This is a genomic window from Enterobacter sp. RCC_40 (assembly GCF_041360735.1).
Taxonomy (GTDB): domain Bacteria; phylum Pseudomonadota; class Gammaproteobacteria; order Enterobacterales; family Enterobacteriaceae; genus Enterobacter; species Enterobacter ludwigii.
In genome coordinates this window covers 1-17,922 of sequence record NZ_JBFUPR010000011.1, presented here as the reverse complement: position 1 = coordinate 17,922, position 17,922 = coordinate 1, and the positions used below count along the sequence as shown (strand labels likewise).

Genomic DNA, 17,922 nt, shown 5'->3' with positions numbered 1-17,922 from the left:
ATAAGCCTGGTGCGTTGGTTTCGCCCTCATCAACGACGTGTTGATGTCGCATTAACCAACTAAAGGTTGACTTTATTTCACCGGATACGCTTTCGTAAAGCAATAGTAAGCTGATATTCTACCACACTATGAGCAAAACACATTTAACAGAACAGAAGTTTTCCGACTTCGCCCTGCACCCAAAAGTGATCGAAGCCCTTGAAAATAAAGGGTTTCATAACTGCACGCCCATTCAGGCTCTCGCCCTGCCGCTGACGCTGGCGGGACGTGACGTAGCAGGGCAGGCGCAAACCGGTACTGGCAAAACGATGGCGTTTTTAACGTCAACGTTTCATTATTTACTTTCTCATCCAGCGATTGCAGACCGCAAAGTTAACCAGCCGCGCGCGCTAATTATGGCCCCGACGCGAGAACTGGCGGTACAGATCCACGCAGACGCTGAACCCCTGATGCAGGCTACGGGCCTGAAAATCGGCCTGGCTTATGGCGGCGATGGTTACGATAAGCAGCTGAAAGTGCTGGAAAGCGGTGTGGATATCCTGATCGGTACCACCGGCCGTCTTATCGACTACGCAAAACAGAACCACATTAACCTTGGTGCCATCCAGGTTGTGGTGCTGGATGAAGCTGACCGTATGTACGATCTGGGCTTCATTAAAGATATCCGCTGGCTATTCCGCCGCATGCCTCCCGCGAATCAGCGCCTCAACATGCTGTTCTCTGCGACCCTGTCGTATCGCGTACGCGAACTGGCATTCGAGCAGATGAACAACGCCGAATATGTGGAAGTGGAACCCGAGCAGAAAACCGGCCACCGCATCAAAGAAGAACTCTTCTATCCTTCCAATGAAGAGAAAATGCGTCTGCTGCAAACGCTGATCGAAGAAGAGTGGCCAGACCGCGCCATTATCTTCGCGAACACCAAGCACCGCTGTGAAGATATCTGGGGCCATCTGGCGGCAGACGGTCACCGTGTTGGCCTGCTGACGGGCGATGTTGCGCAGAAAAAACGCCTGCGTATTCTTGAAGAATTCACCCGTGGCGATCTCGATATTCTGGTCGCCACCGACGTCGCAGCGCGCGGCCTGCACATTCCAGCCGTTACGCACGTCTTTAACTATGACCTGCCGGATGACTGCGAAGACTATGTACACCGTATCGGTCGTACCGGTCGTGCGGGTGCAAGCGGCCATTCTATCAGCCTCGCGTGTGAAGAGTATGCGCTGAACCTGCCGGCGATTGAGACGTACATCGGCCATTCTATTCCGGTGAGTAAGTACAACCCGGATGCGCTATTAAGCGAACTGCCGCCGGCTAAGCGCCTTACCCGTGCCCGCTCCGGCAATGGCCCGCGTCGATCTGGCGCGCCGCGTAATCGTCGTCGCTCAGGTTAAACAATTATGCTCAGCTCCACCTCGCTTTATGCGGCAATTGATCTCGGTTCGAATAGTTTTCATATGCTGGTTGTGCGCGAGGTGGCGGGAAGCATACAAACGCTGACGCGCATTAAGCGCAAGGTCCGCCTCGCGGCGGGCCTGAGCAGCGATAATCACCTCTCTCCTGAAGCCATGGAACGTGGCTGGCAGTGCCTGCGACTCTTTGCAGAGCGTCTGCAGGATATCCCGCATTCCCAAATCACCGTCGTCGCCACTGCGACACTCCGCCTGGCGGTTAACGCCGTGGATTTTATTGCCAAAGCGCAGGAAATTCTCGGTTGCCCGGTGCAGGTTATCAGCGGTGAAGAAGAAGCGCGCCTGATTTATCAGGGTGTTGCGCACACCACGGGAGGCGACGATCGTCGTCTGGTTGTGGATATCGGGGGCGCCAGTACCGAACTCGTGACCGGCACCGGTGCGCAGGCAACGTCGCTATTCAGCCTGTCGATGGGTTGCGTAACCTGGCTTGAGCGCTACTTTACTGACCGCAATCTGGGTCAGGAAAACTTCGACGAGGCGGAAACTGCCGCACGCGAGGTGTTACGCCCGGTGATGGACGAACTGCGCTACCACGGCTGGAAAGTCTGCGTGGGGGCCTCCGGTACCGTGCAGGCATTGCAGGAAATTATGATGGCGCAGGGCATGGATGAGCGGATCACGCTTGCCAAGCTTCAGCAGCTTAAACAGCGGGCCATTCAGTGCGGGCGTCTGGAAGAGCTGGAAATTGAAGGCCTGACGCTTGAACGCGCGCTGGTATTCCCGAGCGGGCTCGCGATCCTGATCGCCATCTTCACCGAGCTGAACATCAAATGTATGACGCTGGCGGGCGGCGCGCTGCGTGAAGGTCTGGTCTACGGGATGTTGCACCTGTCGGTCGATCAGGACATTCGCAGCCGTACCCTGCGAAACGTGCAGCGTCGTTTCCTGGTTGATATCGATCAGGCAGGTCGCGTGGCACAGCTGGCGTCACGCTTCGCCGATCATGTGGCTAACGCCTGGGATCTGGACCCTTTGAGTCGCGATCTGCTGCTAAGTGCCTGTGCACTGCATGAAATCGGGTTGAGCATTGATTTTAAACAGGCTCCGGCTCATGCCGCTTATCTGGTGCGTAACCTTGATTTACCCGGCTATACCCCTGCGCAAAAAAAGTTGCTGGCAACGCTGCTGCTGAACCAGACCAATGCCGTTGACCTCTCCTCTTTGCATCAGCAAAACGCCGTACCGCCGCGCGTGGCCGAGCATATGTGCCGCCTGCTGCGTCTGGCTATTCTGTTTGCCAGCCGCCGCCGCGATGATTTGCTGCCGGCACTCAATCTGGTGGCGGATGACGAAAAACTGTCGCTGACGTTGCCGGAAAACTGGCTGGATAATCATCCGCTTGGGGCGGAGATGGTCGAGCAGGAGTGTCAGTGGCAGAGCTACGTACACTGGGTGCTTGAGGTGAAATAACAGGGCGGACATGCCCGGTAACGCTACGCTTGCCGGGCGTGTAACAACCTACCCCTTCTCTTTGGCTTTCGCCAGCATGGCGCGGATGTTAGCGACGTTCGCCTGCCCCTTATGCATCCGCTCTTCAGCCGTAATCACTTTACGCTCCTGCTCCCAGATGAGGTCGTCCTGCGGAAGTTCCAGCAGGAAACGGCTCGGCTCCGGGCGCACCAGTTCACCATATTGTCTACGCTCTTTGCACAGCGTGAAGGTCAGCTCTTTCTGAGCGCGCGTGATGCCTACATAGGCCAGACGGCGCTCCTCATCGACGTTATCTTCATCAATGCTGCTCTGGTGCGGCAGTAACCCCTCTTCCATGCCAACCAGATAGACATACGGGAATTCCAGACCTTTTGATGCATGCAGCGTCATCAGCTGAACCTGATCGGCCTCTTCTTCGCTCTCGCCGCGCTCCATCATATCGCGCAGCGTAAAGCGGGTAACCACCTGCGTCAGGGTCATCGGTTCATCAATCTCCGAGCCTTCCAGCATTTCAGTCATCCAACTGAACAGCTGGTTAACGTTTTTCATGCGCATCTCGGCCGCTTTCGGACTGGCGGAGGTTTCATACAGCCAGGACTCGTAGTCGATACCGTGGATAAGGTCGCGCACGGCGGCGATAGGTTCGCGCTCTGCCAGCCGCTGCACTTCACCAAGCCAGTGGGTAAAGCGGGTTAATGAATCGTAGCCGCGTCCGGTGAGCGTCTGGCTCAGCCCCATATCGAAGCTGGCGGTAAACAGACTCTTATTACGCGTCATCGCCCACTCGCCAAGCTTTTGTAGCGTCGCCGGGCCAATTTCCCGTTTCGGGGTATTCACGATACGCAGAAACGCGCTGTCATCATCCGGGTTAGTGAGCACACGCAGGTAGGCCAGAAGATCTTTGATTTCGGGCCGCGAGAAGAAGGAGGTCCCGCCCGAAATTTTGTACGGGATGCGGTTTTGCATCAGCATCTTTTCAAAGACGCGTGACTGGTGGTTGCCGCGATAGAGGATCGCGTAGTCTTTGTATTCGGTTTTATTGACGAAGTGGTGGGCGATGAGTTCGCCTGTGACCCGCTCCGCTTCGTGCTCTTCATTGTTGGCGCTGAGCACTTTTAGCTCTGTACCGTAACCCAGTTCGGAGAACAGGCGTTTTTCGAACACGTGCGGGTTGTTGGCGATCAGGATATTCGCGGCTTTAAGGATACGCCCGGAGGAACGGTAGTTCTGCTCCAGTTTGATCACCTGCAGCGCCGGGAAATCTTTGCTCAGCAGGACCAGGTTTTGCGGACGCGCACCGCGCCAGGAGTAAATGGACTGATCGTCATCACCGACCACCGTGAAACGCGCGCGCTGTCCCACCAGCAGTTTCACCAGTTCATACTGGCTGGTATTGGTGTCCTGATACTCATCCACCAGCAGGTAGCGGATTTTATTCTGCCAGCGCTCACGCACCTCTTCATTACGCTGCAGCAGTAGCGTGGGAAGCAGGATCAGGTCGTCGAAATCCAGCACGTTACAGGCTTTCATATGCGCATCGTACAGACCGTAGCAGTGGGCGAAGATCCGATCCCGCTCGCCTTTGGCGATCGCCGCGGCCTGGGCCGGGGTCATCAGATCGTTTTTCCAGTTGGAGATCGTCGAGATCAGCTGTTGCAGCAGAACCTTATCATCTTCGATCAGCCCCTCGGTGAGCTCCTTGAGCAGGGCCACCTGGTCGGTATCGTCAAACAGTGAGAAGTTGGATTTCATCCCCAGCGCTGCGTATTCACGTTTGATGATATCCAGCCCCAGCGTATGGAAGGTGGAAATCATCAGACCGCGCGCCTCTTTACGCCCCAGCGTCTGGCCGACACGCTCTTTCATCTCGCGCGCTGCTTTGTTGGTGAACGTCACCGCCGCGATGTGGCGAGCCTGATACCCGCAGCCGCGGATCAGGTGGGCAATCTTATTGGTGATGACGCGCGTTTTGCCGGATCCCGCGCCCGCCAGCACCAGACAGGGTCCAGTGACAAATTCGACGGCTTGTTGTTGTCCGGGGTTTAAACGCATAAATGATCACTCAATGAAAGTCAGGAGGGGAGAATAACAGCGTGGTAGTATAGCGAGCCTAATCCATACCACTCAAGGCACGATCATGGCAAAAACCGCGGCAGCACTGCATATCCTTGTAAAAGAAGAAAAACTGGCTCTGGATCTTCTCGAGCAGATCAAAAACGGCGCCGACTTCGGCAAGCTGGCGAAGAAACACTCTATTTGTCCGTCAGGTAAACGCGGCGGTGATTTAGGTGAATTCCGTCAGGGTCAAATGGTTCCGGCGTTCGATAAAGTGGTCTTTTCCTGCCCGGTGCTGGAACCCACAGGCCCACTGCACACGCAGTTTGGCTACCATGTTATTAAGGTTCTGTACCGCAAATAACAGCAAGGCCTTCTCTGAGAGAAGGCCTTGTACGTTTAGTCAGGTCAGGGCATCAGCCCGCCCGGGTATTAACCTGCTACCGCGATACGTTTCATATCGGTCATGTAGCCACGCAGTTTCTGACCCACTTTCTCGATTTCATGGCCGCGAATGGCTTCGTTTACATCACGCAGCTGCGCGTTATCCACTGCACCTTCCGCAATCGCTTTGCCCAGATCGCCCGGCTGCAGGGTCGTCATGAACTCTTTCAGCAGCGGTACGCAAGCGTAAGAGAACAGGTAGTTACCGTACTCGGCGGTATCAGAGATAACCACGTTCATTTCGTACAGACGCTTACGGGCGATGGTGTTCGCAATCAGCGGCAGCTCGTGCAGTGATTCATAGTAGGCAGACTCTTCGATGATGCCGGAATCCACCATGGTTTCGAACGCCAGCTCAACGCCAGCTTTCACCATCGCAATCATCAGAACGCCTTTATCGAAGTACTCCTGCTCGCCGATTTTACCTTCAAACTGTGGGGCGGTTTCAAAAGCGGTTTTACCGGTCTCTTCACGCCAGGTCAGCAGTTTCTTATCGTCGTTAGCCCAGTCCGCCATCATGCCGGAAGAGAACTCGCCGGAGATAATGTCGTCCATATGTTTCTGGAACAGCGGTGCCATGATCGTTTTCAGCTGTTCAGACAGCGCGTAAGCACGCAGTTTCGCCGGGTTGGACAGACGGTCCATCATCAGCGTGATACCGCCCTGCTTCAGCGCTTCGGTGATCGTTTCCCAGCCGAACTGAATCAGTTTTTCTGCGTATGCCGGGTCTGTCCCCTCTTCCACCAGCTTGTCGAAGCACAACAGAGAGCCCGCCTGCAGCATACCGCACAGGATGGTTTGCTCACCCATCAGGTCAGATTTTACTTCCGCGACGAAAGACGATTCCAGAACGCCCGCACGGTGGCCACCCGTTGCTGCCGCCCATGCTTTGGCGATCGCCATACCTTCGCCTTTCGGATCGTTTACCGGGTGAACGGCGATAAGCGTTGGCACGCCGAAGCCACGTTTGTACTCTTCACGTACTTCTGTACCCGGGCACTTCGGTGCCACCATCACAACGGTGATGTCTTTACGGATCTGCTCGCCCACTTCAACGATGTTAAAGCCGTGGGAGTAACCCAACGCCGCACCGTCTTTCATCAGCGGCTGCACGGAACGCACAACGTCAGAGTGCTGTTTGTCTGGCGTCAGGTTAACCACCAGGTCTGCCTGGGGGATCAGTTCTTCGTAGGTACCGACTTTAAAACCATTTTCGGTCGCTTTGCGCCAGGACGCACGCTTCTCAGCAATCGCTTCTTTACGCAGGGCGTAGGAGATATCCAGACCGGAGTCACGCATGTTCAGGCCCTGGTTCAGACCCTGGGCGCCGCAGCCGACGATGACCACTTTTTTACCCTGAAGGTAGCTCGCGCCATCGGCAAATTCGTCGCGCGCCATAAAGCGGCATTTGCCCAGCTGCGCCAGCTGCTGGCGCAAATTCAGTGTATTAAAGTAGTTAGCCATAATGGACTCCGTGATGTTGTGTTGTTGTGCTTATTGTTCGGTTCGCTTTTGCGAGAATGAACTTACTATATGACAGGAAATTTATTGCGGAAATTGATATATTCACAACGTCACGTTGCAATATTTGCAATGTAAAAAGGGGGAGTGAAATCAGTGGATTTACGCGATCTGAAAATGTTCCTGCATCTGGCGGAAAGCCGTCACTTTGGGCGCAGCGCCCGGGCGATGCACGTCAGTCCCTCCACGCTTTCGCGCCAGATCCAGCGCCTTGAGGAAGACCTCGGTCAGCCCCTGTTTGTACGCGACAACCGTACCGTCACCCTGACGGAGGCCGGTGAGGAGTTACGGGTCTTTGCCCAACAAACGCTGCTGCAGTATCAACAGCTGCGACACACCATTGACCAGAAAGGGCCATCGCTGTCCGGCGAGCTGCATATTTTCTGCTCCGTGACCGCGGCCTATAGCCATCTGCCGCCGATTCTTGACCGTTTTCGCGCAGAACAACCGTCGGTGGAAATTAAACTCACCACCGGTGATGCCGCCGACGCAATGGAAAAAGTGGTGACAGGCGAGGCGGATCTCGCCATTGCCGGGAAACCCGAAACCCTGCCAGGCGCTGTCGCGTTCTCAATGCTGGAGAACCTGGCGGTCGTGTTGATTGCCCCCGCGTTACCCTGCCCGGTGCGTAATCAGGTGTCGGTGGAAAAACCGGACTGGTCCACGGTGCCTTTTATCATGGCCGATCAGGGGCCGGTGCGCCGTCGTATTGAGCTCTGGTTTCGTCGCCAGAAGATCAGCAACCCGTCGATTTACGCGACGGTTGGCGGGCATGAGGCGATGGTGTCAATGGTGGCGCTGGGCTGCGGCGTGGCACTGCTGCCGGAAGTGGTCCTGGAGAACAGCCCGGAACCGGTGCGTAATCGCGTGATGATTCTGGAGCGCAGCGACGAAAAAACGCCGTTTGAGCTTGGCGTGTGCGCACAAAAAAAGCGGCTGCAGGAGCCGCTTATTGATGCCTTCTGGCAGATACTGCCTAACCACTAGCCCGCCAGGAAGAACCTGAACGCCGGGTTATGGGTTTCATCGTGACACTCATAGCCCAGCTCGTTCAGCCGCGTTTCGAAATCAGGCTCGTGCTCGCCCAGTTCGAAGGCGGCCAGCACGCGTCCATAATCGGTACCGTGGCTGCGGTAGTGGAACAGAGAGATGTTCCAGTGCGTACCCAGCGTATGCAGGAACTTGAGCAACGCGCCCGGTGACTCCGGGAACTCGAAGCTGTAGAGACGTTCCTGCAGCGGCTTCGACGGACGCCCGCCCACCATGTAACGCACGTGCAGCTTCGCCATCTCATCGTCGGAGAGATCCACGACGCTGTAGCCACCTTCGTGGAGCAGGTGGAGGATCTCTTTACGCTCTTCCAGACCACGGCTTAACCGTACGCCGACAAAAATGCAGGCATCTCGGGCGTCGGCAAAACGGTAGTTAAACTCCGTGACTGAACGGCCGCCCAGCAGCTGACAAAACTTCAGGAAGCTGCCCTTCTCTTCCGGAATGGTAACCGCCAGCAGCGCTTCGCGTTGCTCACCCAGCTCGCAGCGTTCGGAAACATAGCGCAGACCGTGGAAGTTCACGTTGGCACCAGAAAGGACATGTGCCAGACGCTCGCCGCGGATGTTGTGCTGCGCGATATATTTCTTCATCCCCGCCAGCGCCAGCGCGCCGGAAGGTTCCGCTACCGCACGCACATCTTCGAACAGATCTTTCATTGCGGCGCAGATGGAGTCGCTGTCGACGGTGATAATATCGTCGAGATACTCCTGGCAAAGACGGAAGGTTTCATCGCCAATGCGTTTAACCGCCACGCCTTCAGCAAACAGCCCGACGCGTGGTAAGTCCACCGGATGACCGGCATCCAGCGCTGCTTTCAGACAGGCCGAGTCTTCCGCCTCAACGGCAATCACTTTGATTTGCGGCATCAGCTGTTTGATCAGCACCGCTACGCCCGCCGCGAGGCCGCCACCGCCAACCGGCACGAAGACGCGGTCGAGATGCGCATCCTGCTGCAGCAGCTCAAGCGCCAGCGTCCCCTGTCCGGCAATGACCATCGGATGATCGAACGGCGGCACCCAGGTAAACCCCTGTTGCTGCGCCAGCTCTATCGCTTTTGCTTTGGCTTCGTCAAAGTTTGCGCCGTGGAGCAACACTTCACCGCCGAAACCGCGTACGGCATCCACTTTGATATCGGCAGTAGCAACCGGCATAACAATCAGCGCTTTCAGCCCCAGGCGCGCTGAGGAGAACGCGACGCCCTGCGCGTGGTTGCCCGCAGAGGCGGTAATCACCCCCCGCGCTTTTTGCTCGTCGGTCAACCCGGCCATCATCGCGTAGGCGCCACGCAGCTTGAAGCTGTGTACCGGCTGGCGGTCTTCGCGTTTCACCAGAATCACGTTGTCGAGTCGCGAGGAGAGTTTTTCCATCTTCTGCAGCGGCGTGACCTGTACGGCTTCATAGACCGGTGCACGTAGCACCGCCCTGAGGTATTCCGCCCCCTCAGGGGCGGCGGATAACGGTTGCGACTCGGCCATCATTAGCCCCCAAGTTTCGATTTGTCGCGCACCGCGCCTTTATCTGCACTGGTGGCAAGGCTCGCATAGGCACGCAGGGCGAAGGAGACGTCGCGCTGGCGATCTTTTGGCGTCCAGGCTTTGTCACCGCGAGCTTCCTGGGCTTCACGACGCGCCGCAATGTCCTGGTCGCTCAGTTTCAACTGAATACCGCGATTCGGGATATCAATTTCGATCAGGTCGCCATCTTCAATAATCGCGATGTTGCCGCCGCTTGCCGCTTCCGGTGACACGTGGCCAATGGAGAGACCAGACGTACCGCCAGAGAACCGTCCGTCGGTGATCAGCGCACAGGCTTTACCGAGGCCCATGGATTTCAGGAAGGTGGTGGGATAGAGCATCTCCTGCATACCCGGCCCGCCTTTCGGCCCTTCGTAGCGAATGACAACCACGTCGCCTTCCACCACTTTACCACCGAGAATAGCCTCTACCGCGTCGTCCTGGCTTTCGTATACTTTTGCCGGGCCGGTGAATTTGAGAATACTGTCATCCACGCCTGCGGTTTTTACAATACAACCGTTTTCTGCAAAGTTACCGTAGAGCACGGCCAGACCGCCGTCCTTACTGTAGGCATGTTCCAGTGAGCGAATACAGCCTTCTGCACGATCGTCATCCAGCGTGTCCCAGCGGCAATCCTGTGAGAAGGCCTGGGTGGTACGAATACCTGCCGGGCCGGCGCGGAACATCTTTTTCACCGCATCGTCTTTCGTGAGCATGACGTCGTATTTGTCCAGCGACTCCGGCAGCGTCAGGCCGAGCACGTTTTTGACGTTGCGGTTCAGCAGCCCGGCGCGATCCAGTTCACCGAGAATACCCAGTACGCCACCCGCACGGTGGACATCTTCCATGTGGTATTTCTGGGTACTCGGCGCAACTTTACAGAGCTGCGGTACTTTGCGGGACAGCTTGTCGATATCGCTCATGGTGAAGTCGATTTCAGCTTCCTGCGCAGCGGCCAGCAGGTGGAGAACGGTGTTGGTGGAACCGCCCATGGCGATATCCAGCGTCATGGCATTTTCAAACGCGGCTTTGCTGGCGATATTACGCGGCAGCGCGCTTTCATCATCTTGCTCGTAGTAGCGTTTGGTCAGCTCAACGATGCGTTTACCGGCATTGAGGAACAGCTGTTTACGGTCGGCGTGGGTCGCCAGCAGCGAGCCGTTTCCCGGCTGAGACAGACCCAGCGCTTCGGTCAGACAGTTCATGGAGTTCGCGGTGAACATACCTGAGCAGGAGCCACAGGTTGGGCACGCAGAACGTTCAACCTGATCGCTTTGCTCATCAGAAACTTTTGGATCCGCGCCCTGAATCATCGCATCGACCAGGTCGAGCTTGATGATTTTATCGGAAAGCTTGGTTTTACCCGCTTCCATTGGACCGCCGGAGACGAAGATCACCGGAATGTTCAGACGCAGGGAAGCCATCAGCATCCCCGGGGTAATTTTGTCGCAGTTGGAGATACAAACCATGGCATCCGCGCAATGGGCGTTCACCATATACTCCACCGAGTCGGCGATCAGCTCACGCGACGGCAGTGAATAGAGCATACCCCCGTGACCCATCGCGATACCGTCATCCACCGCAATGGTGTTGAACTCTTTCGCCACACCGCCGGAGGCTTCGATTTGCTCGGCAACGAGTTTGCCGAGATCGCGCAGGTGCACGTGGCCCGGCACAAACTGGGTGAAGGAGTTCACCACGGCGATAATAGGCTTACCGAAATCGGCGTCGGTCATCCCGGTGGCGCGCCACAGTGCGCGGGCACCTGCCATATTACGGCCATGAGTGGTGGTGGCGGAACGATACTTAGGCATGCTTTATTTACTCCCGTCTGACTATTGAATGGGACGGTGCGTGCCGTCCCATATTTATGCTTATTGATTAACCTGATCCAGCCAGCCGTATTTATCTTCCGTTTCACCGGTGAAGAGGCCAAAGAAGGCTTGCTGAATACGTTTGGTGACCGGACCACAGCGGCCAGCACCAACCTGAATACCGTCTACGCTACGAACCGGCGTAATTTCCGCCGCGGTACCGGACATGAACACTTCATCGGCCAGGTACAGGGATTCGCGGGACAGGACCTGCTCACGGACTTCGATACCCAAATCTTTTGCCAGCTTGATGATGGCGTCACGGGTAATGCCCGGCAGAGCGGAAGAGGTAAATGGCGGCGTAAACAGAATGCCGTCTTTCACTTCGAACAGGTTTTCACCTGCACCTTCAGAGATATAGCCATTCACGTCCAGCGCGATACCTTCCTGATAACCGTGACGGCGCGCTTCGCTACCGACCAGCAGTGAGGAGAGGTAGTTACCGCCCGCTTTTGCCGCCGTCGGGATCGTGTTTGGTGCCACGCGGTTCCAGGAAGATACCATTGCGTCGATCCCCTGCTCCAGGGCTTCAGCCCCCAGATAAGCACCCCACGGGAACGCAGCAATGATCACATCGGTGGTATAACCGGCTGGCGGGTTCACGCCCATGCCCACATCACCTACAAACACCAGCGGACGAATATAGGCACTGGTGAGGTTGTTCTTACGAATCACGTCGCGGCAGGCTTCCATCAGCTCATCCACGCTCTGAGAAACCGGAAAACGATAAATTTTGGCTGAGTCATGCAGACGCTGCATGTGTTCGCGATGACGGAACACCACTGGCCCTTTGTGAGAGTCGTAGCAACGGATGCCTTCGAAGACAGAGGTACCGTAATGCAGCGCGTGGGACATAACGTGGACTTTCGCGTCCTCCCAGCGAACCATCTCACCATTGAACCAAATGTAATCAGCTTTTTTTGTCGTCATTTTCTCTTCCTGTCGCGCTTAAGCACGGATCTGTTGTGATGTGGTTGTGCTCTGGCAGATGGCAACATGTGCAACGTCTACCAGTTTTGTTAACTGACTAAACAGTAAGTCGACCGACCGCGGGCTGGCAACGGTTAATTCGATACTGATATTTTGAGCATCAGTGGCCGTCTCCATATTCATAGAGCAAATCTGAAAGCCACGGTGACGCACCACACGCAAAACGCGTTCTAATGTCTCTGGATTGAAGCGAGCCTGCACGGCGACCTGATGTTGCATCATGATAATTTCTCCAGCATTTGTGAGTTACTGGCACCTGGCGGTACCAACGGCCAGACATTCTCAAGCTCGTCGATTGAGACATGAAGCAGGTACGGCCCTTCGCTTGACAGCATGGTGTCGAGTGCCGCTTCAACCTGGTCTTTACGGGTGATGTGCTGGCCAGGGATACCAAAGGCACTGGCCAGAATGAGGAAATCAGGGTTATCCGTCAGGGTAGTCTCACTGTAGCGTTCCTGGAAAAACAGCTGTTGCCACTGACGAACCATTCCTAAACGCTGGTTATCGAGCAAGACGATTTTCAACGGTAACTGCTTGCGCTTAACGGTGCCCAGCTCCTGCACGTTCATCATGAAAGAGCCGTCACCGGAGATACAGATAACCGTATCGTTCGGGCGGGCAACCTGCGCCCCAACCGCGGCAGGGAGACCGAAGCCCATCGTCCCTAAGCCGCTGGAGGTAATGAAGTTTTCCGGGCGCGTGTAAGTCATGTGCTGTGCTGACCACATCTGGTGTTGGCCTACATCCGTCGTGACCACACAGTCTGCCGGTTTACGGTCGGACAATTGCTTTAACAGCAGTGGCGCATAGATGGCGTCACCAGGATGGTCGTAACGCCAGGTATGTTCAACGCGCATATCGGCGGTGTGCTGACGCCATGCGTCGATTTTCAGAGGCTGCTGTAAAGCCGGTAATAACGTGTTGAGATTGCCCTGCAGGGCCACATGCGCCTGACGCAGTTTGTTCATCTCCGCCGGGTCGATATCCATGTGGATCACGTTGGCATTCGGCGCGAAGGTATTCAGCTTGCCGGTGACACGATCATCAAAACGGGCACCTACGGCGATCAGCAAGTCACACGCCTGCACGGCCAGGTTCGCCGCTTTGGTACCGTGCATCCCCAGCATGCCCAGATAGTACGGATAGTCAGCATCTACCGCGCCAAGACCTTTCAACGTACAGGTGGCGGGCATTTGCGTAACCGCGATGAATTCGCGCAGGGCGGGAACGGCCTGTGCCATACCAACCCCACCCCCTACGTACAACATCGGTTGTTTAGCGTGGGCAATCATCTGCCGCGCCTCTTCCACCGCGGCGTGCGGGAATGCATCGTCGCTTTCAACGGTGGAGAAGTGCGGTTCCAGATCGCCCAGAGCAACCTGGATATCTTTCGGGATATCAACCAGAACCGGTCCAGGGCGACCAGAGTTTGCCACCTCAAACGCCTCTGCCATCACACGCGGCAGCTCTTCCAGAGACTGAACGAGGAAGCTGTGTTTGGTGCAGGCCAGTGACAAGCCGAGCACGTCCACTTCCTGGAAGGCATCAGTACCAATGAGGGGCGAGGCCACCTGACCGGTGATGGCGACAACGGGAACGGAATCAAGCAGTGCATCCGCCAGGCCGGTGATCAGGTTTGTGGCGCCCGGCCCTGAGGTTGCCATGCAGACACCGGTTTTACCGGTGGCACGTGCATAGCCAATGGCGGCCATCGCTGCGCCCTGCTCGTGTCGGCACAAGAGGTGTTCCACGCCGCCGTCATACAATGCATCGTAAATCGGCATTATTGCGCCCCCCGGATAACCGAAGACAGTGTCGACTCCCTGTGCGCGCAACGCATGTACTACCCACTGTGCACCATTCATAGTTAGTTCCCCGTCATAAATCGGGAGAAACAGAATTTTGTGCTATTAGTCATTCTCTGCTCCTCGTGTAAGTTTTTTAGTCATAAAAAAAACCCCCGGACCTTTCGGTGCGGGGGTCTTAGTTCGTTAAGGCTTGATTTCTAAGCCTTTCCTCGTCCAAGTGCAGCCCCGCACGGTGGGATAATAATCACCACCACGCTAATCACGACCAGGCTAATCACTCGTAGAAGGGCTGTCATTTTCAGTTCTTTTTGCATCTTGTTCGAAGGAATACCTAAAGAGGTATCACAGTTTTTAAATCAAACACAAGATTTATTTATGGCTGGTTTCGTTAGGCTGCGAATCATATTTTCTGAACGCATTGTTTTATATAGAGAAATTAGATAGTGAATATTTTTCATTTTTTCAGCACGGACAGAGCGGTATGTCGCCTGTACATTTTTTTGCGAGCAGGGTTCCGCAGAAAAGAAAAGGTTACATCTTGACGTTAAAACCTCGGAAGAGGATGCGTAAATCCGCTAAATGTGGCTAAACATGCATATCGGTCACGGGCATAGTCATCTCCTGAGGAGGTGCTTATGTCACTGTCAGTTGTTTATACCCGAGCGGCCATTGGCGTAAAAGCACCGCTTATTTCGGTAGAAGTTCATCTCAGCAACGGGCTGCCCGGGCTGACGCTGGTTGGATTGCCGGAGACCACGGTAAAGGAAGCCAGAGATCGGGTGCGCAGTGCGATTATTAATAGCGGTTATACCTTTCCGGCAAAGAAAATCACCATCAACCTTGCGCCTGCAGACTTGCCTAAAGAGGGAGGGCGATATGATTTACCTATCGCTATAGCGCTCCTCGCCGCCTCTGAGCAGCTTAACAGCAGCAGACTAGGCGCATATGAGTTCATCGGTGAACTGGCGCTCACAGGCGCGCTGAGGGGCGTTCCTGGTGCCATCTCGGGTGCGCTGGAGGCCATTCGCGCAGGTCGACAAATCATTGTTGCCAATGAAAATGGTGCAGAAGTGAGCCTGATAGCCGAGAGAGGATGTCTGCTAGCCGGGCATTTACAGGAAGTGTGCGCGTATCTTGAGGGGCAACATGTGCTGTCAGAGCCGGAAGAATCAGGCGATCCCCTGGCAGAAAGCCCGGACGATCTGAGCGATATTTACGGCCAGGAGCAGGGGAAGCGGGCGCTGGAGATTACCGCTGCTGGCGGACATAACCTGTTGCTGATTGGCCCACCGGGTACAGGAAAAACGATGCTGGCGAGCAGGTTGAATGGTTTACTGCCTCCACTTAATAACCATGAAGCGCTGGAAAGCGCGGCGATATTTAGTCTGGTGAGTTCAGTGTCATTGCAAAAACAGTGGCGACGTCGCCCGTTTCGCTCTCCGCACCACAGTGCCTCACTGGCGGCCATGGTCGGCGGTGGCACCATACCAGGGCCGGGAGAGATCTCTCTGGCGCACAACGGCATCCTGTTTCTGGATGAACTGCCTGAATTTGAACGCCGCGTTCTGGATGCGCTGAGGGAGCCCATCGAGTCGGGTGAGATCCACATCTCCCGTGCACGCGCCAAAATAAGCTATCCCGCGCGGTTCCAGCTGGTAGCGGCAATGAACCCCAGCCCATCGGGCCATTATCAGGGAAACCACAATCGCTCCACGCCTGAACAGACGCTGCGCTACCTGGGGAAGTTATCTGGTCCTTTCCTGGATCGTTTCGATTTGTCGCTGGAAATCCCCTTGCCTCCTCCCGGCCTGCTCAGCCAGAGCAGCGCCAGAGGAGAGAGTACGGTGGAGGTTCGCGAGCGGGTTATCGCCGCGCAGGCCCGGCAGTATATGCGTCAACATAAGCTGAATGCCCGTCTGGATAACGCTGAGATTCGGCAGTTTTGTCCTCTTAAGACTGAAGATTCATGCTGGCTGGAGGATACGTTGACGCGCTTTGGACTTTCCATTCGCGCATGGCAGCGTCTTATAAAAGTCGCCCGCACCATCGCCGATGTGGAAAAGTGCCCTGACATTGAGAGGCGGCATCTGCAGGAAGCGTTAAGCTATCGTGCGATCGATCGCTTGCTCCTGCACCTGCAAAAGTTACTGGCATAAAAAAAGGGGCCACAGCCCCTTTTCTTGTTAGTCGTCAGACTCAGTGTAGTCTTCAGCACCTTCCATCTGCGGTTTACCGCCAGACAGCGTATGGAAACGCTTTGGACGCTTAATGCGTGCCATATACTTGATCCATACACGTTCTGCTTCAGACTGTGGCTCACGCTCGCCACGGCAGACTGCGACAAATTGTTTTTCGTCTTCAGTTGCAGGCTCACGTTTACCCAGATCCAGCTCGTTAAAGGCATAACCATGACGCTCAAGCATCTGCGCCTCTTTGATGGTGAAATCGCCGTGACGAGAGAACCCGCGTGGATAATTTTTATTGTCGAAAAAACGATTAGTCGTCGTAAAGCTTTCCGCCATCCTACACGCTCCTAATTCTTTGGCCGAGCTATTTATGGCGCGGAGTATTAGTTACGCTTGACAGAGTGTAAAACAAAACATTTAAATCATAACGACAAATTATTTTGCGGAGAAAGATGTGGATACGGAATTGCTAAAAACTTTCCTGGAAGTGAGCAGAACGCGCCACTTTGGGCGAGCAGCGGAAGCCCTTTACCTGACGCAGTCAGCGGTCAGTTTTCGTATTCGACAGCTGGAAAATCAACTGGGTGTGAACCTTTTTACCCGCCACCGCAACAACATACGCCTCACGCCAGCCGGTGAAAAACTTCTGCCGTATGCAGAGACCCTGATGAACACCTGGCAGGCGGCACGTAAAGAGGTTGCGCACACCTCGAGGCATAACGAGTTCTCCATTGGGGCCAGCGCATCGTTGTGGGAATGTATGCTCAGTCAGTGGCTTACCCGGCTCTACCCTTCCCACAACCATTTGCAATTTGAAGCGCGGATTGCGCAACGTCAGTCGCTCGTTAAGCAACTGCACGAGCGCCAGCTGGATCTTCTGATCACGACCGAAGCCCCCAAAATGGACGAATTTAGCAGCCAGATTGTTGGTCAGTTTGGCCTTGCGCTTTATGCCTCCGAGCCTTCAATGATGAAAGCCGACCTGACCTATCTGCGTCTGGAGTGGGGGCCAGATTTCCAGCAACACGAGTCGGGATTGATTGCTCCGGATGATGTGCCACAGTTAACAACCAGCTCTGCGGAGATCGCCTGTCAGCAGCTCTCCTTGCTGAAGGGGTGCACCTGGTTACCTGTTCGCTGGGCAGACACGAAACCCGGGTTGCATACCGTTGTGGACTCCACCACGCTTTCCAGACCGCTGTATGCCATCTGGCTCCAGAACAGCGATAAGCAATCGCAGATAAAAGATCTTCTAAAAATCAATATTATGGATTGATGCATGCGCCAGCAGAAATGCTGGCGGCAACGTCTGAAGAGGGGACTGGCGTCTTTCAGGCAAAAAAAAATCCTTTGCCGAAGCAAAGGATTATATATGGCAGGGGCGGAGAGACTCGAACTCGCGACACCCGGTTTTGGAGACCGGTGCTCTACCAACTGAGCTACGCCCCTAAAGTCTTTTGCCATTAAGCCTGCCGGGTAGGCAGGCTTAATGTCTTAATAAGTGGCGGAACGGACGGGACTCGAACCCGCGACCCCCTGCGTGACAGGCAGGTATTCTAACCGACTGAACT

At 55.4% G+C, this 17,922-nt stretch carries 16 protein-coding genes and 1 tRNA gene; 6 read left to right on the top strand and 11 right to left on the bottom strand.

The annotated features are described in order from the left end of the window. The first annotated feature begins 128 nt into the window (after positions 1 to 128). Both rhlB and gppA read left to right on the top strand, forming a co-directional pair. Positions 129 to 1,394, top strand: coding sequence for an ATP-dependent RNA helicase RhlB (gene rhlB / locus AB6731_RS22035; protein WP_014172158.1), 1,266 nt, complete (start codon positions 129 to 131; stop codon positions 1,392 to 1,394). A gap of 6 nt (positions 1,395 to 1,400) precedes the next feature. After that, on the top strand, positions 1,401 to 2,885 hold the full coding sequence (gene gppA / locus AB6731_RS22030) for a guanosine-5'-triphosphate,3'-diphosphate diphosphatase (RefSeq protein WP_014172159.1): 1,485 nt from the start codon (positions 1,401 to 1,403) through the stop codon (positions 2,883 to 2,885). A gap of 48 nt (positions 2,886 to 2,933) precedes the next feature. Here the strand turns inward: gppA and rep are convergent, their stop codons facing one another. Continuing rightward, the gene (rep, locus tag AB6731_RS22025; RefSeq protein WP_014172160.1) at positions 2,934 to 4,958 is read right to left on the bottom strand and encodes a DNA helicase Rep; all 2,025 of its coding nucleotides are present in this window, start codon (positions 4,956 to 4,958) and stop codon (positions 2,934 to 2,936) included. Positions 4,959 to 5,043: 85 nt separating this feature from the next. On the opposite strand from rep, the gene ppiC reads away from it, so the two are divergent. Further along, complete coding sequence (gene ppiC, locus AB6731_RS22020) at positions 5,044 to 5,325, top strand: peptidylprolyl isomerase PpiC (RefSeq protein WP_008501570.1); 282 nt, start codon at positions 5,044 to 5,046, stop codon at positions 5,323 to 5,325. A 68-nt stretch (positions 5,326 to 5,393) separates the two neighbouring features. On the opposite strand, the gene ilvC is transcribed toward ppiC, so the two are convergent. Next, positions 5,394 to 6,869, bottom strand: coding sequence for a ketol-acid reductoisomerase (gene ilvC / locus AB6731_RS22015; protein ID WP_371006800.1), 1,476 nt, complete (start codon positions 6,867 to 6,869; stop codon positions 5,394 to 5,396). A 153-nt stretch (positions 6,870 to 7,022) separates the two neighbouring features. Between ilvC and ilvY the strand changes: the two genes are divergently transcribed. After that, complete coding sequence (gene ilvY, locus AB6731_RS22010; protein WP_020882896.1) at positions 7,023 to 7,913, top strand: HTH-type transcriptional activator IlvY; 891 nt, start codon at positions 7,023 to 7,025, stop codon at positions 7,911 to 7,913. On the opposite strand, the gene ilvA is transcribed toward ilvY, so the two are convergent. The 7 genes from ilvA to ilvL all read right to left on the bottom strand — a co-directional run bounded on the left by ilvA (position 7,910) and on the right by ilvL (position 14,461). After that, positions 7,910 to 9,454, bottom strand: coding sequence for a threonine ammonia-lyase, biosynthetic (gene ilvA, locus AB6731_RS22005; protein WP_371006799.1), 1,545 nt, complete (start codon positions 9,452 to 9,454; stop codon positions 7,910 to 7,912). The genes ilvY and ilvA overlap by 4 nt on opposite strands. A gap of 2 nt (positions 9,455 to 9,456) precedes the next feature. Beyond that, positions 9,457 to 11,307 carry a dihydroxy-acid dehydratase gene (gene ilvD, locus AB6731_RS22000; RefSeq protein WP_014172164.1) on the bottom strand — a complete coding sequence of 617 codons (1,851 nt, stop codon included), beginning with the start codon at positions 11,305 to 11,307 and terminating at the stop codon, positions 9,457 to 9,459. Positions 11,308 to 11,367: 60 nt separating this feature from the next. Further along, positions 11,368 to 12,297 carry a branched-chain-amino-acid transaminase gene (gene ilvE / locus AB6731_RS21995; protein ID WP_025202772.1) on the bottom strand — a complete coding sequence of 310 codons (930 nt, stop codon included), beginning with the start codon at positions 12,295 to 12,297 and terminating at the stop codon, positions 11,368 to 11,370. Positions 12,298 to 12,315: 18 nt separating this feature from the next. Continuing rightward, positions 12,316 to 12,579, bottom strand: a complete 264-nt coding sequence (ilvM, locus tag AB6731_RS21990) for an acetolactate synthase 2 small subunit (protein ID WP_014172166.1) — start codon at positions 12,577 to 12,579, stop codon at positions 12,316 to 12,318. Next, complete coding sequence (ilvG, locus tag AB6731_RS21985; RefSeq protein ID WP_047954816.1) at positions 12,576 to 14,222, bottom strand: acetolactate synthase 2 catalytic subunit; 1,647 nt, start codon at positions 14,220 to 14,222, stop codon at positions 12,576 to 12,578. The genes ilvM and ilvG overlap by 4 nt, the downstream gene beginning before the upstream one ends. Positions 14,223 to 14,224: 2 nt before the next feature. Continuing rightward, positions 14,225 to 14,275 carry a peptide IlvX gene (gene ilvX, locus AB6731_RS21980; RefSeq protein ID WP_102046757.1) on the bottom strand — a complete coding sequence of 17 codons (51 nt, stop codon included), beginning with the start codon at positions 14,273 to 14,275 and terminating at the stop codon, positions 14,225 to 14,227. A gap of 87 nt (positions 14,276 to 14,362) precedes the next feature. Further along, positions 14,363 to 14,461 carry an ilv operon leader peptide gene (gene ilvL / locus AB6731_RS21975; protein WP_001311244.1) on the bottom strand — a complete coding sequence of 33 codons (99 nt, stop codon included), beginning with the start codon at positions 14,459 to 14,461 and terminating at the stop codon, positions 14,363 to 14,365. Between the two features lie 339 nt (positions 14,462 to 14,800). Between ilvL and AB6731_RS21970 the strand changes: the two genes are divergently transcribed. Continuing rightward, entirely contained in the window at positions 14,801 to 16,321 is a 1,521-nt protein-coding gene (locus AB6731_RS21970) for a YifB family Mg chelatase-like AAA ATPase (protein ID WP_049023041.1), read from the top strand. A 27-nt stretch (positions 16,322 to 16,348) separates the two neighbouring features. Here the strand turns inward: AB6731_RS21970 and AB6731_RS21965 are convergent, their stop codons facing one another. After that, the gene (locus AB6731_RS21965; protein ID WP_014172168.1) at positions 16,349 to 16,687 is read right to left on the bottom strand and encodes a DUF413 domain-containing protein; all 339 of its coding nucleotides are present in this window, start codon (positions 16,685 to 16,687) and stop codon (positions 16,349 to 16,351) included. A gap of 118 nt (positions 16,688 to 16,805) precedes the next feature. Between AB6731_RS21965 and hdfR the strand changes: the two genes are divergently transcribed. Further along, positions 16,806 to 17,627, top strand: a complete 822-nt coding sequence (gene hdfR, locus AB6731_RS21960) for an HTH-type transcriptional regulator HdfR (protein ID WP_079231572.1) — start codon at positions 16,806 to 16,808, stop codon at positions 17,625 to 17,627. A 97-nt stretch (positions 17,628 to 17,724) separates the two neighbouring features. Here the strand turns inward: hdfR and AB6731_RS21955 are convergent. Continuing rightward, a tRNA-Trp gene (locus AB6731_RS21955) sits at positions 17,725 to 17,800 on the bottom strand. Positions 17,801 to 17,922 lie beyond the last annotated feature (122 nt).

What these genes read in the sequence shown, in the direction of transcription:
- rhlB (WP_014172158.1), top strand. Translation starts at nt 129, where the DNA reads ATGAGCAAAACACATTTAACAGAACAGAAGTTTTCCGACTTCGCCCTG.
- gppA (WP_014172159.1), top strand. Translation starts at nt 1,401, where the DNA reads ATGCTCAGCTCCACCTCGCTTTATGCGGCAATTGATCTCGGTTCGAAT.
- rep (WP_014172160.1), bottom strand. Translation starts at nt 4,958, where the DNA reads ATGCGTTTAAACCCCGGACAACAACAAGCCGTCGAATTTGTCACTGGA.
- ppiC (WP_008501570.1), top strand. Translation starts at nt 5,044, where the DNA reads ATGGCAAAAACCGCGGCAGCACTGCATATCCTTGTAAAAGAAGAAAAA.
- ilvC (WP_371006800.1), bottom strand. Translation starts at nt 6,869, where the DNA reads ATGGCTAACTACTTTAATACACTGAATTTGCGCCAGCAGCTGGCGCAG.
- ilvA (WP_371006799.1), bottom strand. Translation starts at nt 9,454, where the DNA reads ATGGCCGAGTCGCAACCGTTATCCGCCGCCCCTGAGGGGGCGGAATAC.
- ilvD (WP_014172164.1), bottom strand. Translation starts at nt 11,307, where the DNA reads ATGCCTAAGTATCGTTCCGCCACCACCACTCATGGCCGTAATATGGCA.
- ilvE (WP_025202772.1), bottom strand. Translation starts at nt 12,297, where the DNA reads ATGACGACAAAAAAAGCTGATTACATTTGGTTCAATGGTGAGATGGTT.
- ilvM (WP_014172166.1), bottom strand. Translation starts at nt 12,579, where the DNA reads ATGATGCAACATCAGGTCGCCGTGCAGGCTCGCTTCAATCCAGAGACA.
- ilvG (WP_047954816.1), bottom strand. Translation starts at nt 14,222, where the DNA reads ATGAATGGTGCACAGTGGGTAGTACATGCGTTGCGCGCACAGGGAGTC.
- ilvL (WP_001311244.1), bottom strand. Translation starts at nt 14,461, where the DNA reads ATGACAGCCCTTCTACGAGTGATTAGCCTGGTCGTGATTAGCGTGGTG.
- AB6731_RS21970 (WP_049023041.1), top strand. Translation starts at nt 14,801, where the DNA reads ATGTCACTGTCAGTTGTTTATACCCGAGCGGCCATTGGCGTAAAAGCA.
- AB6731_RS21965 (WP_014172168.1), bottom strand. Translation starts at nt 16,687, where the DNA reads ATGGCGGAAAGCTTTACGACGACTAATCGTTTTTTCGACAATAAAAAT.